The organism is Alloprevotella sp., assembly GCF_057240785.1.
The window spans coordinates 52,905-69,079 of sequence record NZ_DBHHRH010000011.1 but is presented as its reverse complement, the minus strand read 5'-3'; the positions used below and the strand labels follow the sequence as shown (position 1 = coordinate 69,079).

Here is a 16,175-nt window from a genome sequence, read left to right as displayed (position 1 = left end):
AGGTGCTCAAAAGAGCAAAAGTTCAAAGATTAGTCTTCAATGAGATCCTTACCCGTCATCTCTGCGGGCTGCTCAAGACCCATGATATGGAGAATGCTCGGAGCCACATCGGCCAAAACGCCATTGGTGACTTTAGCATGCTGATTCTTCGTGACATAAATGAAAGGTACGGGATTGAGGGAGTGTGCCGTGTTGGGCGTGCCGTCATCATTGATGGCGTGATCTGCATTACCGTGGTCGGCAATGATAATAGTCTCGTAGTCGGTGGCGTTAGCAGCTTCCACCACTTCTTTCACGCAAGCATCAACAGCCTTAACGGCTTTCTCAATAGCTTCGTAAACACCAGTATGTCCCACCATGTCGCCATTGGCGAAGTTTACCACGATGAAGTCGTACTTGTTTTCTTTAATCGCAGCAACGAGTTTATCTTTCACTTCATAGGCGCTCATCTCCGGTTTGAGGTCGTAAGTGGCCACTTTGGGAGAGGGAACGAGGATTCGGTCTTCACCCTCAAACGGCGTTTCACGTCCACCGTTGAAGAAGAACGTCACATGAGCGTACTTCTCAGTTTCTGCCGTGTGGAGCTGCTTGAGTCCTTTCGCACTGAGATATTCGCCCAGCGTGTTAGCCACATTCTCTTTGGGGAAGATAATATGCACGTTTTTGAAACTTGCATCGTAGGGAGTCATACAATAGAATTGCAAACCAGGAATTGTCTTCATTCCTGCTTCAGCAATATCTTCTTGCGTGAGAACCTGCGTGAGCTCCTTAGCGCGATCGTTGCGGTAGTTGAAGAAAATGACAACGTCACCTTCTTTTATACGACCGTCAACATTGGCATTAACGAGGGGCTCCATAAATTCGTCGGTATCTTTGAAGTCTTCAGTGTCGCGAGCGTAGCAATCCTCAACAGCTTTCACCATATCGGTTTCCTTGCGCCCCACTCCATTGACGAGCTGATCGTAAGCCACCTTCACACGATCCCAACGCTTGTCGCGATCCATCGCATAGAAACGGCCGATGATGCTAGCCACATGTGCACCTGTTTTCTCACACTCCTTGGTGAGCGCATCGATATATGTCACACCGCTCTTTGGGTCGGTATCACGGCCGTCCATGAAGCAGTGAACATAAGTCTTATCAGCAACACCATATTCTTTTGAAATCTCAACGAGTTTGAAAAGATGGTCGAGAGAAGAGTGAACGCCACCGGTGGATGTTAGGCCCATGATGTGGAGTCCGCAACCTTTCTCCTTCGCGTAAGAGTAGGCGCGAACGATTTCCGCGTTCTGCATGATGGAATTGTCGGCAATGGCGCGGTTGATCTTAACGAGATCTTGGAATACAATACGTCCAGCACCGATATTGAGGTGCCCCACCTCGCTGTTGCCCATCTGGCCATCGGGCAAACCTACATTCTCTCCACTGGCGAGCAATTCGCTGTGGGGATAGTGGGCGTTCAAACTGTCGAGAAACGGCGTCGGGGTTTGAAAAATAACGTCGCCTTTGTCGTGGTGACCAATGCCCCAGCCGTCGAGAATCATCAAAAGAGCTTTTTTTGCCATAATGATATCTTATATTTTTAAGTTGTTGTTTTCTGAATGGCAAAAGTACTTCATTCTGAATGGACTACCAATTAAATAATATGGAAAGTTGCAGCTTACAACGTTTTTAATCTTCGTGAAGCAGATTTGACAAGGCGTGTTTACAACCGCACCAAGCCGAAGCAAGCCAAGCGAGCGCGATAACATAATAGAAAGGATGGGCACACACGGGAAGCAATAGGGCAAAAACTGCCAACTGAAGATTGAGAAGGTGGAGCATTTGTTTCACACTGATATCTTCTCCGAGTGCCCAACTGTAGAGAGCGATCAAAAACTCTACACTTCTAACAACAAGCGACTTTTCTAAATTTGATTGTGAGGCGTTCAAAGCCATTTCCTTTTTGCTCATAACGAATACTGTGTTATTGTTTTCTGCTGCAAAGGAACAATTAAATCGTGACAGCCTGTGACACTCCGGAATTCAGAATGTTAAAAGTTAGAAGTTTTTTTTGAAGAAGGAGTCGGAGTTGAACTTCGCCCCTCTTATTGGGAAGATTTCACTCCCTCTTCTACTTAATTTTATATATAAAATAGGAATCAAAAAGACAAGGTGATCGACTTACCCTTTCTTTGAAGCAATCTTTTCAGCCAGTTCAGCCACACGCGCCTCCAAGTATTTTTTGAATTCAGGAGTTCGATAAATTTCTATGTCGTCATAAAGACCCAAAACGAAACGGCCTATACCTTTATAACTGCACACCTGCGTATCGAGCAAATAACGACCATCAGGCTGAAGCTCCATTTGCTGTTCGGAATACGGGAACTCTTCACGCAACAAACTTGCAGACAAAGCCCCAAGAAGTAGGCGCACACGCTTGCGATTCTCTCCGCTGAAATGGAAGAGGTCAGTATAGAATGGCGCGTGCTCACGCTTGTGCGACCATTTGAGATCGAGGAGTTCAACGCTTTTAGCCCTACTGATTTTGAAAGTTTTGTTCTGCCCCGTATGCACTTCAAAGCAGCGCACCTCACTATTGCCCGAAAGAAAAATATAGGGTTCCACAAGGCGATCGTCCGTGCGGCCGCTATGGGGTGAGGTGTAGCCGCGCAACAAGCAGAGGCGTTCTTCGCGTGCTGCTTGATAGAGCGTTTGAAGATTGCGCGCTATATGGGCGTCAATACCGTGATTGGCCAGAACGTCAAAGTCGTAGAGAGCGGCCAACTTATCGCGCAAATGGCGCACTTGGGGCGAATTGTTGTAGACCGAATTGAGAACTTGATTGATCGTGACGGCCTCATCAATAGTGAAATGTATCAAACTGGAGATTTCGAGGAAAAAAGGAGAGGAAGGACCGAGCCGATAGTGCGAACCGTTCTTTTCCACTTCGAAGCCCATATCTTTAAAAGCCTCCAAATAACGATAAATGGTGCGGCGACTCATACCTGTCTGCTCACCTAAATCATCCACACTTAACTCTGTGTTTCGAGCCAAAAGAACCATCAAACGTAATTGTCTATCAAACTTTTCTTGCTTCATTTCAAACTACAATAATTAGTTGCATCTGCGAAATTAACTCTTTTTTTGTTTCACCGAAAAATATCTATGCTCACTTCGCCGAAAGCCCCACGGGGCGCGCGATAGCGGATTTAGCAAAAGTTTCATTTTAATACTCTTTTACCCTCTCACTAAAGAAGTATGGAATGATTAAATAAGCAAAAGTGTTTGTTTTATAACAAAAAGATGTATCTTTGCGGCCGTGAAACCTCACGAGGTACTGATGACACCTTCTTCACTAAGGTTGAAATTTCAACTGAAGATTCTGGTGCAAAGCAGCGCAAGAGCATGGTAAGACTCTTCTTCTGCAGCTTGAAAAGAGCTAAGTCAGTCCACAGGTCGAAGAAGGAACATCACGAGCGTAATTATCATTTATTTTAGTCGAAGCCTTTGCTTCCTTTTTATTACCTCTGTTCCTCTATCCCTCTCCTCGTGACAAAAAAATAAATATGCGTTTAAAAAACTTACTACTTATCGCATGCTGCTCTCTTTCGGCTTTAGTCTTCACAGTAAAAGCACAAAACCTAAAAGGCGGTAAAGCGAGCTACTACGCCAATTCACTCCATGGACATCGCACTAGCGATGGTTCTGTCTACCACAGAGACAGTCTCACCTGCGCGCATCGCACTCTCCCCTTCGGAACTATGCTGAAAGTGCGCAACTTGAGCAACGGCAAAGAAGTCATTGTAAAAGTAACGGACCGCGGACCTTTTTCCAAGTCACGTGTAGTGGACCTCTCCTTAGCTGCTGCCAAACAACTCGACATGGTAGGCAAAGGAACAGCCAGCGTAGAAGTAACAAAAGTAGGAGGTGGAGTTATTGAAGAATACACCCTACCCGAACTCCAACTTCTCGATCCTAAAACTGGCAACTATTACAGTATGTCAGAATGGAACGAAAAAGAAAGAGCTGCTAAGCAATTAGCACAACAGCGCGAAGCTGAAAAGCGCCGCGCAGCCTATCTGGCCAAAGCCAAGCAACAGCAACCACGCTGGCGAGTGCTTGACAACAAACTGACCGCTAAGGCTAAAAAGTAACAGAACATTATTCAACCCACAAAAGCAAAGCCGCTGAGGAGCTATCCTCGGCGGCTTTTTTTGATGGAACACTGCACATATAATGAAACATTCCACTAAAGCATCACCCAATGAAGTTTCAGTGAAGCTTCTGAAGCCTTTTTGAGAAAATTCATGAAGAAAAAGGACAAGTACAATATATGTCATCGCAAATATCCTTATCGCGTTTTCAGATACAATAAGCCTATCAGCTGACATCCTTATTCTGTCAACCCACGCCCTTATTGTATCTACGCCTCCACCAACAGAGCTAAACATTATACACCTCGCCCTCTCTCCTGCTTTTCATTTTTCCGTTGTCACATCGTCACGTTGTCACACTTTGAGTACAAATCGCTGAAAACGTATCTTTTATGTGCGTGACGACGTGACAACAAAAAAAGAGTTTTTTGTAGAGAGGAGAGAAAGGAATAAATACCCCCTCAACGATTTCAGTGCGACGCTTCCTGCGTCGGTATATAGTGTTGCCTCCTATCCACGGGTTCTCCCTCGCTGCGCTCGGGCGTCACCCGCGGTTAAGCATAGTGCGCCTCCGCCGGAGGCGTGAGTAACTCAACTCTGCTGCGTCCGCTGTAGCCAATGTGTGGATGGAGTTATCTACAGATTGTGTACAGAATTTTATGATGTGAGAGATGGAAGGAGGTGAAGATGCTCCATGCTTCACCCAGTCTCCAGCAGATGCTTGAGTAATTCTACTCTGTTGCGTCTTAATGGTGACGGAACAGTGGGAGGACTTCTCTACAGAAGGTGTATAGACTTTTTACGATGTGCGTCCGAGGAGAGCGGAAGAGGATTTCGCGTATGCATTCACTGCCCCCAGCGGGGGCACACTATGCTTAACCGCGGGTGATGCCCGAGCCAAAGCGAGGGTGAACCCGTGGAGTAGGTGCTCTCTACCCTCCGACACCGGCGGTGTCGCACAGCAGCCATTTCTACTCACGTACCCCTTTATTCCTCAACGCTTGCAGTGCAATACTGCTTCAGGAGGCGTTAGTACAAAAAAGCAGACTGCGCAGATTTAGAGATTTCTGAAAAGAAAATTTCTCCTATTATCTGTGCAGTCTGCAATCAGTTGCGTGAAAGTCACGCACTATTCTGACACGAGCGTTGCTCCTGTTGATGTTCCCGTAAACTCGGGAGCGTACTGACTCTGTATGCGAGCGGCTCCTGCGTGATAAGTACCAGAACGGTCTACGAAGAACTCTTCGGTGAACGTGTGTGTTCCCTTGGTGAACTTCTCAAAGAAAAATTCGTTGGAGGCATCGCGCGAAACGCGGTAGAACCATTCACCATCACGATAGGTATAACCACTCCGCTGCTCTACGGGTTCGAGATTGGCAGAGCGAGACGATTTCAGCGAAACAAAGTCGTAATCGCGATCGGCACGGAGCGTGAAGACTTGGCGCACGCGGTCTCCCTTCTTCAGCATCACTCCTTCAGCAATGGGTTGCCACTGCTTGCCACGCTGCACCTCAAAGCGGCGTTCCACGAACAGGCCTTTGCCGGTGGCTTTCACATCGGAAGCGGGCACTGTGTACTGTGCGAAGACTGCGCCCCATGCTAATCCTGAACCCGTTTTACGAATCTGGATATTGTCGGCACTGAGTTGTTTCGGATTGTCAAAGCTCTGGCGGAAGTAGCCCACGCCCTTCGGCTCAGTAGCTTGACTCTTAGCGTTGACAGCGAGGATATTGTTTCCTTTTCGGAGCGTATAATATAGAGGAGTATCTTCGGAAAGATTGCACACAGTTGAAGTCTTTTTCGCGTTGATAAGAAGAGCGAAGAGCGCGTCAGTTGTGGCGCGACTGGTGGGCCACATCTGCGTGCGTTTGGCCTGCATCAGCCACAAACACATTTGTTGCAGTCGTTCGTCTGTGGAAGGATAGAACTGAACCATGGCTTCTATGGCGGCAGCCTGCGTAGGAATGCGATAGGCGTTCCAACTCATCTGAGCACGATCTGTATCAAAATAAGTGCCCATTCCCTCTTTGTGAACGGTATGTTCGAGCAAACTCTCCATATTATCATTAGCGGCTGCAAATTTTCCCAACTTCGCCAAAGTGATAGCCGACATCGCTTTACCGTACATCGTGAGGTTGAAATCGGGGCGAGCTATCTTATCGAGCAGATACTTTGCATCGGCATCGATATCCATACCTAATATCGCGCACAAATAGAGATAGCGATACGTCAGCTCGTCGGCCTCCACAGTTTGCTTGGTTCTCTTTTCTTCCGCCTTCATTTCTTTCACACGCTTCGCCATCTCGTTTTTCAGATAGTCCATAGCGCGCTGCAGATTGCTTTGTGCTGGAAAAACATTATTAAGTACTTGAACACGCGCCAAGAGTGTGGCAACTTCAGATGTGATAAAGGGGTTGGACGGCATTCCTGCAAACCAGCCCCAACCGCCGTCGCTGCGCTGCATATCGGAAAGAATATCCATCGCCGAAGCTATTTTGTCGGCGTTGGCTTTCTCATCAAAGAGCGTAGCGAGTTGAGAGGCGCGCTCGGCTTCCTCATCAGCAGCATTCACCCACGGCGTTTCGTTGAGCAACATCTGCTTGAGATCTGGATTTTTCTTCAGCACCTCTGCCCACGCTGTTGAAGTGGAAGCTTCCGCAGCTTTGCGAATCTCAGGATTCTTGTCCGCAATATATTTTGCCAAGGAGAGAGCGTAGTAACGTTCTGCCCATGATGGAGAACTGAAGCACTCTGCATTGGCAAGCACTGGCAGAGCCGAAACGGCATACCATGTGGGGTTAGAACTAAGTTCTATCGTCAGACGGCGATCTGAAATCTTCGATGAATTGGACCAAATCGTGTCGAGTTGCAACGTCTTCGTGCCTGCCTCCGTCATAGAGAACGGCACGGTCTCTATCACTTGCTCGCGATCGGCCAAGACAGGTATCAATTTTTCTTCGCCATCACTAAACTTCTTGCCTTCGCCTATGATGCGGCAGAGCAAAACGGGATAATCATTCGTAGCATCAAACGTAAAAGAAAGTGCTTTCTCGCCATCTTTTTCTACGATGAAATCGGCCTTTTTAGTAGCCACGACTTTCTCCGTGCGTGCATCAAGTAACTCGCACATTACCTTTCCACGTTCTTCCTGTTCGGAAAGATTTCGTACAGTAACTGGAATTGTGAAGCGGTCGCCTTCGCGAACAAAGCGCGGCGTATTACTCTCCACCATAAAGTCCTTGCGTGCCACAATCTCATCCGTGAGCAAGCCGTAGTTCACTGCGGCATCGTGAGCAAAACCCATGAAGTTCCACGTTGTCAAGCTCTGCGGTAGCGTAAAGGTGAGCACCACCTCGCCGTTCTTATCCGTGCGAAGTGCAGGCTTGAAGAAGGCCGTTTCAGCAAAATTGGAGCGAATGGTGAGAGCTTTGTCTTCATCAACAGAATCAACAGCCACAGAGTCTGCCTCAGCCATATCAGCGTTCTTCTTAGATGCACTATAGCCCACAACTGCAACTTCTTTCAGCTCCATAACAGGCTCTTCCATTTTCATCAACCTAACCTTTTTCACTCCAGCTACACGATCTGTAAAATGCTCCATATAATTGGTTGCATACTCATCGAAAAGATTTTGATTCCATACTGTGAAATCAAGATCTTTTTCATCCAAACGGACAAGATCCTTCGCAAAATAAAGATCTTTCGTTCCTTCGTAAGCTGATGTCCACTTAGGCGTCGGAATATTGCGGAAGAAATCCAACTCAAAGTCCCACTTGTTGGGTTGGAACTTATCGAGACTGGCGTCATAAAGGCAAGCCATCAACGAAGCATCAGCGGGCGCTCCGTTGGGGCGTGTAATCTTGAGCTTCCAGGTTTCTTTCTGTCCTGCCAACAACTGGCTGCGGAAAGTGGACCATTGGAGATTGAGTTGCTTATTAGGCGCTGGTTTGCTCAAACGGAGACTATGAGAATAGAGTTCGCCATCCTGCACAAAGAAGAAACTTACCTGCGCACCCTCGTCATATTCTGATTTGTATTTAAGGTTGAAATGTTCGATGGAATCGTCGAGTTTAATACGACGAGTTTCTAACAATTTCGCACCTGCTACTACGTCATAGAAGACTGTAACATCCTTGCGAGGAGAACCCAGCATAACGAAAGCTTCACTGCCGTCTTCGTTGGGACGAACGTACCACCAACAAATATCCTTACCTACTGGGCGAGTGTCCTTTTCGGAGAAGAGAAGGAATTGAACATTCAAATCCTCAGCTCCCTCCATTTTTGCCGTGAGCTTATATTCGCCCGAAGGAAGATTGAGCAAATCATTGGGCGTAAACTTCTGACCTGACTTAAAGGAGAAGTGAGCCACATTTCCCGCAATACCAGCAATATCTACAGTACCTTCACCATCCAATGTCTTACGTGCAGCATTCAGCAACTCAATCTTCACATTCTTCAAATGCTCTTTGCAGATGGAAGAAGGCCAATCTGATTCGAGCCAACTGGCACGCGTGGACGCATAGAGTGTTTCTGTGCCCGTTTCGGTCTCGCCATTTTCAGCGGTCACATTGGCTTCAACGGTGTAGTGATAGTAGTTGAAGTCACCCTCATTCCGAGTTTCTGGGTCGCAAGTAAGTACTACTGGTAAGACGAAACGGCCGTATTCATCGGTCTTTACGGTATCGGTTTGTTCCTCTAGGTCTTCATCTATCCACGACCATGGTTTCACCGTAAACTGGACGAGGGCGTTTCGCACAGGAAGTCCGGTATAGGTAAGTGCCGTTCCTTGCATTCGGACTGTATCTCCCAAAGCGTACTTCGTTTGGGGGCTTTCGAGCTTCACTTCAAAGGTCGGACGTTTGTATTCTTCCACACGGAATTCCGACGAACCGCAACCATGTCCATTGATAACTGTATTGATATGGAACCAACCAGACAAGGTATTTTCCGGCAGACGGAACGTGCCATTGACAACGCCCATTGCATCCGTCTTTAGCTTCAGTGTTTCCAACTCTTTCCAGTTGGCATCACTCAATGTGATATGCACTTCTGCATCTGCAAGCACTTTGGTGGAGTCTTCATCACGCTGATAAGCCAACACGCCAACACTCACTTCTTGTCCTGGCCGATAAATAGCTCGGTCGGTAAAGACATGAGTTGTGATTTCATGTTTTCTTATTTTTTCATACTGAGCAAATCCATATAGATTAGAGAGCGGATAATAGGCATCATCCTTATATTGTGCAAAATATAAGTCATTATAATGAGTATAACGTGCCACATAGAAATCTCCCTTTTCATCGGGAGAAGAAGCCTCTTTCTGTTGCAACACATCATTATTTCCCGTGAAGATTACGAGCTTTCCACCCAAGAGCGGCGTACCGCTTTTGCGATCGACAAAAGTGATGCGTTGGCGGCCATCAGGCAAGGGCAACTTCACAGGGAACACGCGCGAAACATGGATTAACTTCGTCTCGACGGGCTTATTATTCTCCACCAGCGCAAGCGCATAGATGCCCGGTTCAGAAAAACTAAAAGAAAGAGAGTCCTTCACTTCCCTGTAAGGCGCAGCTTTGGGGAAAGTCAGATCATAGGTTTTTAGAGCCTGCAAACCTTTCAGATCCTTTGCCTCTATATCGTTATTATAAACATCTTTGGCCGTTTTATTCAAACGATACATACAAACTTTTGCAGTTGTACGATTGCGGACAGAGAGCTTTATTTTAACGGTTTCATCGGGATATACTACGCCTTTTATGTTCTCTATAGAGAAAAATGGAGTTATCATTTCCCCGATTACGTTGCGCAACTCGTTCGCTTCTTTCATCTTGCCATAGCGTTTGATACCTTCTTGCGCCAAATCATAAAAGATGGAGTCTCGGTCATCAGTACTATTAAAACCCGTAAGCGATACAAGTTTTTTGTAGGTCTCCACATTCAGCGGCAAATCCTTATACTCTTCCTTCATCTTCATAAGCTCGATGAAATGGCGGTTCTTTGTCAGCGATTCAGACGAATTGGTAGCAACAAAGTCTAAGCGATTCAAACGCGTCAGCAATGCAGCCTCTCGATTGCCAGCCGCGGTGTAGTAGTCGGCAATGCGCTGCAAGAGTTGTGCAGATTCTTCCTCAGGAATAGCCAGCGAAATGCGTCCCTGAATATTGGAAAGCACATGAAGGAGATCATAGTGATAGTACTTGCTATCTTTTCCCTCTTCCAGCACAGGAAGATAGGGCCGATAATCAGCACGTGCCAAGAGATCTATATCCGCCAACGATGCTCGAAGATATTCGGCGCGCTTGCGAACGGCCACCGTGTCGCTCTCATCATAGCCCGTGATTTCAGCGAAATAGCGCGCCAAAGCATTTTGCCACATTGCGCGCTGGAGCGGACGAGTTTCGCGGGCGAGCGCAGTCTCCATCTGCTCTACAGCAACTTTCCCCGAATCGGGAGAAACCTCCTCGTGGAGCATTCGTGCTGTAAGCATGGCTTTGAGCAGCTGCCCATCATTCTTTTCCGCCATGGCTTTCTGCCGAATTTTGTCGACTTCGGCCAGCGCGGATTTAGGCAAGTCTTTCTTCCCATACGCCTCCACATTGGCCCACATCTTTTCATAAGTTTGAGCCATGACGGAGAGAGAGAAGAATGAACAAAACATAAGTAATAGAATCTTTTTCATTATAGTGAGTAGATTGTTTTTTCGCTTTAATAATGCAAACCTAACAATTATTACACCTTTCCTACAACTTTTGACTTATAAAAAAACAAAAAGCATTCATTTTGTGTCGATAAGCAGCATCTGCAGAGAGTCAGCTCACTTTATTTCTTGTATCAGCAAGAAGTGATTCCTTGAGGGTTGAGACCTCCTTTTGTTAAACGTAATAAGCGTTTTTGGTTTTTCACTTAAAATTGTTTACTTTTGCAGCGCGTCAAAGGTACGAGCCTTTGTCTCCATTAACCAACACAAACATTGTAACAGACAATGAACCAAGAGCACAAACTTCTGCATGGAAGTTTGTGTTCTTTTTCTTTAACAAAATTGCAAGGATATGAGGCGAATCGATCGGAATGAACTAGCTTGAGAAGCTGTACTATTTTATATGCATTCAGAGAAAGCAACAATGTCAAGTTATATCGCATTTTTCGATACCGAAAATCGTTTGAAATTCAAAAATGAAAAAGAAGTTTAGAGAATTTTACTCAGCTGAAGACAGGCATTATAAGCGTGTTCGAAAATGCAATAAGGATGCCAGCTGACGCGCTTATTGTACTGGCTGACACAATAAGGAGATCGAAGAATTTCCTTATTGTATTTTTCGATGAAAAGGACAAAAATAAGAGTGTTTTTAAGCGAAAAATGGCTTTTCAGCACAAAATGAAGTACAAAACAAAGAGTTTTTTCGAAAGAAACGAGAAAAGAACGTGGGAAATAAGGGAAGAAAAGAGCAGGAGATACTCTTCGGTGAGCTAGAAGGAGAAAAGAGATTGTAAAGTTATCAGACAGTTTTTAGAGTTTCAAAGGCACACAAAAGCTTTAGAGATATTCAGCAGAACAAACATTGTAGACCTTTTTACCCCAAACTTCTTAAAAAATCTAAGAAAGAGAGGGACTACTATTGCAGGGAAAGGGAATACTCGGAACGGACAAAGTTTTTTAGTATCTTTGCAAGATAAATCATTTAGGTTATGGTACGAAACATCTTTTTTGCTCTGTTGACCATTTTCTGCTGTCTCCCAATGACTGTTTTTGCAGATAATTCTCAGCCTACAGCAAACCCTATCATGCGAGTGACGGGTGACAAAATGGAAAACGAAGAAGCTACTGACTATAACGGCAATGCTCCGATGCAAGCCAAATTCTTGGCACAGCCGCAGAACTTAGGAGGCTACACCGCGCTTTATGAATGGCGCTTCACAAAGGAAGGAGAACAAGCTCCTTTCTTGATTCGTTACGATGAAAATACGGAATATACGTTCAATAAGAGTGGGTCTTACTCGGTGGAACTGATTGTTTCCTTTGTGCAGGGCACTGACACCATCGAGTATAAGATGGATTCGCCCTTCAAGATTTCCATTTCAGAGTCTAAGTTAGAAGTTCCCAATGCCTTTTCTCCCAATGGCGACAATATCAACGACATTTTCAAGGTGAAGGATAGCTACCAGAGTATTGTTTCTTTCAAAGGAATGATCTTCAACCGTTGGGGAAAAAAGCTGTTTGAATGGACCGACATCACGCAGGGATGGGACGGCAGGAGCAACGGCAACGACGTGCCCGATGGGGCTTACTTCCTCCATATTCAAGCTAAGGGAGCGGACGGCCGCAACTACAACATCCGAAAGACCATCAACCTGCTGCGTGGTTACCAAGAGGGAACAAGCGGCGTAACCCCATAAGGGGCAGAAACGGGAAAGGCCCAAATAGCTTTGAGAAACACAACGGGCGGACAATTCTGCCAAACAGCAAACTAAAACAAAGAGAAAACAATCCTAAGACATGGATCAGCAAGATTGGATAGAAGTATGGGGCGCTCGCGTCCACAATCTGAAAAATATAGATGCGCGCATCCCGCGCCACTCTCTCAGTGTCATCACAGGCCTGAGCGGTTCGGGCAAGAGTTCGCTGGCTTTCGATACGTTGTACGCCGAAGGTCAGCGGCGTTATATCGAGACATTCTCGGCTTATGCTCGCAATTTCCTCGACAATCTGGAACGCCCGGATGTGGACAAAATCACGGGACTCAGCCCAGTTATCTCCATCGAACAGAAGACGACGAACAAGAATCCCCGCTCTACGGTGGGGACGGTGACGGAAATCTACGATTTTCTGCGTCTGCTCTTTGCGCGAGCAGGTACGGCCTACTCCTATGTGAGTGGTGAGAAGATGGTGAAATATACGGAGGAAAAGGTAGTAGACCTTATTCTCGAACGCTATGAAGGCCACAAGGTGTATCTGCTTGCGCCGCTCGTGCGCAGCCGTAAGGGACACTATCGCGAACTCTTCGAGAGTGTCCGCAAAAAGGGTTTTCTCACGGTACGCATAGATGGCGAACTGAAAGAGGTGGTGAGCGGCATGAAAGTGGACCGCTACAAAAACCACGACATAGAAGTGGTGGTGGACAAACTGGCGGTGCAAGAAAAGGATCGTGAGCGACTGGAAAAGAGTGTTCGCGCCACGATGCAACAAGGACAAGGTCTCATTCAGGTGCTGGACAACGCCACGAACGAAGCACGCTACTATTCCAAACTCTTGATGGATCCTGTTTCGGGTATCTCCTATCGTGAACCTGCTCCTAACAACTTCTCGTTCAACTCTACACAGGGTGCTTGCCCGAAGTGTAAGGGACTGGGCTACATCAGTGTGATCGACCGCGAGAAAGTAGTTCCCAATCCGAAACTCAGTATTCGCGATGGCGGTCTGGCTCCGCTGGGAAAATACCGTAATGCGCTTATCTTCTGGGAGATTGAAGCGCTACTACTGAAATACGACTGCACACTGAAAACTCCCATCGAGGAGATTCCCGACGAGGCCATGGACGACATCTTCAACGGGACAACGGAGCGCTTACATATTCCAGGCTCCATCATGCATACAACGGACGACCATTATGTGGACTTCGATGGATTGGTGAAATATATCCGCCAAATGGCCGATGCTGAGATGACGGCGGCGGCACAGAAGTGGGCGGAGCAGTTCTCCCGCGAAGCTGTGTGCCCCACCTGCCACGGCCAGCGCCTCAACCAGGAGGCTCTCTCCTACCGCATCGATGGCAAGAACATTTCAGAACTGAGCCACATGGACATCAGTCAGCTCTACGAATGGCTGGATGGTGTAGAAGAACGCTTGGACACACGCAACGCGTCCATTGCGCACGAAATCTGCAAAGAACTACGCACACGCCTCAAGTTCTTACTCAACGTGGGACTTGACTACCTCTCGCTGTCGCGCGCCACGATGACACTGTCGGGCGGAGAGAGCCAACGCATCCGTTTGGCTACGCAAATCGGGTCGCAATTGGTCAATGTGCTCTACATCCTTGACGAACCGAGCATCGGCTTGCATCAGCGCGACAATGTGCGCTTGATTGATTCTCTGAAAGAGCTGCGCGACATCGGCAACACGGTAGTTGTCGTTGAACACGATAAGGATATGATGCTGGCGGCGGACTATATCGTAGACATGGGGCCACGCGCTGGCCGACTGGGTGGAGAAGTGGTTTATCAGGGTACGCCGAAAGAAATGTTGCACCGCAACACCATGACGGCGGACTATCTGAACGGTCAACGCGCCATAGAAATTCCGGTCGAGCGCAGGAAAGGCAATGGAAAGACGCTGCGCCTCATCGGGGCAAAGGGTAACAATCTGAAAGGCGTTAAAGTAGATTTTCCGCTGGGTACGCTAATCTGCGTAACGGGCGTTTCTGGTTCGGGAAAATCTACGCTCATCAACGACACGCTCCTACCTATCCTCTCGCAACACTTCTACCGCTCTCTGCGCAACCCGCTGGAGTACGAAAAGCTGGAGGGTATCGACAATGTGGATAAGGTGGTGGCAGTGGATCAGAGTCCGCTGGGACGCACGCCACGCTCTAATCCGGCAACCTATACGGGTGTATTCTCCGACATTCGCAACTTATTCGTGGAACTCCCCGAGGCTAAGATGCGCGGCTACAAGCCGGGGCGTTTTTCCTTTAATGTGAAGGGCGGTCGCTGCGAGACATGTAAGGGCAATGGCTACAAAACTATCGAGATGAACTTCCTGCCGGATGTTTACGTGCCTTGCGAGGAGTGTCACGGTAAGAGATACAACCGCGAAACGCTTGAAGTGCGCTACAAAGGTAAGAGCATTGCCGACGTGCTGGACATGACAATCAACAACGCGGTGGAGTTCTTCGAGAACGTACCCACGATTCTGCACAAGATAAAGGTGTTGCAGGACGTAGGCCTTGGCTACATCAAACTGGGGCAGAGCAGCACGACGCTCTCTGGTGGTGAGAGTCAGCGTGTTAAACTGGCAACAGAACTGAGCAAGCGCGATACGGGGCAGACCATTTACATTCTCGACGAGCCTACTACGGGGCTTCATTTCGAGGACATCCGCGTGCTGCTCGACGTATTGAATCGTCTTGTGGATCGTGGAAATACGGTCATCGTGATTGAGCACAACTTGGACGTTATCAAGGCGGCGGACTACCTCATAGACATGGGGCCCGATGGCGGCCGTGGCGGTGGCTGTGTAGTGGCTACCGGCACTCCCGAAAAAGTCGTGAAACAAGGTAAAGGGTACACCGCGAAGTTTCTGAAGGAGGAATTGGAAAGCGGGAAAAAGGCGAATAAGAGCCAGTCCTAAAGGGAACACGAATTTCACGAATTTTTCGAATTTTTCGAATTTTTCGAAAGATGTTTATATCAGCAGGATTACGCCAATGCACGGAGTTCTGCAATTTGGGGCGAAAACGCTTTCACTATAAAACGAAATACATATACACAAAAAATGGAAACATTGCTTCTTCAGAAGGACGATAGAATCTATTGGAAAGAATGCTACCGAATAGTGGGAGCTGCAATGACTGTACACAGCATCTTAGGCTGTGGGTTCTTGGAAGGAGTCTACCAAGAAGCCCTTTCCATTGAGATGAAAAAATGTGGAATCCCTTTTGAGGAGCAGAAAGAACTCCGAATAAACTATAATGGTATTACGCTTCAAAAACACTATGTAGCAGATTTTCTATGCTTCGATAAAATCATTGTAGAAATAAAGGCTACAAAAAATCTGGCACCAGAACACCATGCACAAGTTATGAATTATCTCAAAGCAACCAATAAAAATTGTGGACTCCTCATCAATTTTGGCGAAAGCTCCCTTGATTTCAAGAAAATCATCCATGGAATCATAAAATAAGAAGGTCCTATTTGGTAAAATTTATACAACTTCGTTATATTCGCAGAATACACCTCGTTTTATGACTTTAGAAATAATGAAACCTTTTATAATAAAATAAATTCGCTCCATTCGCCTAATTCGTAAAATTCGTATTCCCT

General features: G+C 46.8%; 8 protein-coding genes. 4 read left to right on the top strand and 4 right to left on the bottom strand.

Annotated elements, in window-relative coordinates; genetic code table 11:
• Window positions 1-29 precede the first annotated feature (29 nt).
• From gpmI to ACO4R2_RS03135, 3 genes are all read right to left on the bottom strand, one after another.
• Window positions 30-1,565, bottom strand: coding sequence for a 2,3-bisphosphoglycerate-independent phosphoglycerate mutase (gpmI, locus tag ACO4R2_RS03145; RefSeq protein ID WP_484769126.1), 1,536 nt, complete (start codon window positions 1,563-1,565; stop codon window positions 30-32).
• 106 nt (window positions 1,566-1,671) lie between these two features.
• Window positions 1,672-1,953: a hypothetical protein gene (locus ACO4R2_RS03140; RefSeq protein ID WP_311490575.1), complete on the bottom strand. Its 282-nt coding sequence runs from the start codon at window positions 1,951-1,953 to the stop codon at window positions 1,672-1,674.
• A gap of 210 nt (window positions 1,954-2,163) precedes the next feature.
• Window positions 2,164-3,081, bottom strand: a complete 918-nt coding sequence (locus ACO4R2_RS03135; RefSeq protein ID WP_484769125.1) for a helix-turn-helix transcriptional regulator — start codon at window positions 3,079-3,081, stop codon at window positions 2,164-2,166.
• 467 nt (window positions 3,082-3,548) lie between these two features.
• On the opposite strand from ACO4R2_RS03135, the gene ACO4R2_RS03130 reads away from it, so the two are divergent.
• Window positions 3,549-4,136, top strand: coding sequence for a septal ring lytic transglycosylase RlpA family protein (locus tag ACO4R2_RS03130; protein WP_311490577.1), 588 nt, complete (start codon window positions 3,549-3,551; stop codon window positions 4,134-4,136).
• A 1,129-nt stretch (window positions 4,137-5,265) separates the two neighbouring features.
• On the opposite strand, the gene ACO4R2_RS03125 is transcribed toward ACO4R2_RS03130, so the two are convergent.
• Window positions 5,266-10,815 (bottom strand): alpha-2-macroglobulin family protein, encoded by a 5,550-nt coding sequence (locus tag ACO4R2_RS03125; protein WP_484769124.1) that lies wholly within the window; start codon window positions 10,813-10,815, stop codon window positions 5,266-5,268.
• A 1,007-nt stretch (window positions 10,816-11,822) separates the two neighbouring features.
• Between ACO4R2_RS03125 and ACO4R2_RS03120 the strand changes: the two genes are divergently transcribed.
• The 3 genes from ACO4R2_RS03120 (at window position 11,823) to ACO4R2_RS03110 (ending at window position 16,035) form a co-directional block, all read left to right on the top strand.
• Window positions 11,823-12,530, top strand: coding sequence for a T9SS type B sorting domain-containing protein (locus ACO4R2_RS03120; protein ID WP_315091809.1), 708 nt, complete (start codon window positions 11,823-11,825; stop codon window positions 12,528-12,530).
• 100 nt (window positions 12,531-12,630) lie between these two features.
• Window positions 12,631-15,483, top strand: coding sequence for an excinuclease ABC subunit UvrA (gene uvrA / locus ACO4R2_RS03115; RefSeq protein WP_484769123.1), 2,853 nt, complete (start codon window positions 12,631-12,633; stop codon window positions 15,481-15,483).
• A 144-nt stretch (window positions 15,484-15,627) separates the two neighbouring features.
• Complete coding sequence (locus ACO4R2_RS03110; protein WP_311490581.1) at window positions 15,628-16,035, top strand: GxxExxY protein; 408 nt, start codon at window positions 15,628-15,630, stop codon at window positions 16,033-16,035.
• Window positions 16,036-16,175: the final 140 nt, after the last annotated feature.

Coding starts and splice junctions, on each gene's coding strand:
- ACO4R2_RS03110 (WP_311490581.1), top strand. CDS start 15,628: ATGGAAACATTGCTTCTTCAGAAGGACGATAGAATCTATTGGAAAGAA.
- gpmI (WP_484769126.1), bottom strand. CDS start 1,565: ATGGCAAAAAAAGCTCTTTTGATGATTCTCGACGGCTGGGGCATTGGT.
- uvrA (WP_484769123.1), top strand. CDS start 12,631: ATGGATCAGCAAGATTGGATAGAAGTATGGGGCGCTCGCGTCCACAAT.
- ACO4R2_RS03120 (WP_315091809.1), top strand. CDS start 11,823: ATGGTACGAAACATCTTTTTTGCTCTGTTGACCATTTTCTGCTGTCTC.
- ACO4R2_RS03125 (WP_484769124.1), bottom strand. CDS start 10,815: ATGAAAAAGATTCTATTACTTATGTTTTGTTCATTCTTCTCTCTCTCC.
- ACO4R2_RS03135 (WP_484769125.1), bottom strand. CDS start 3,081: ATGAAGCAAGAAAAGTTTGATAGACAATTACGTTTGATGGTTCTTTTG.
- ACO4R2_RS03130 (WP_311490577.1), top strand. CDS start 3,549: ATGCGTTTAAAAAACTTACTACTTATCGCATGCTGCTCTCTTTCGGCT.
- ACO4R2_RS03140 (WP_311490575.1), bottom strand. CDS start 1,953: ATGAGCAAAAAGGAAATGGCTTTGAACGCCTCACAATCAAATTTAGAA.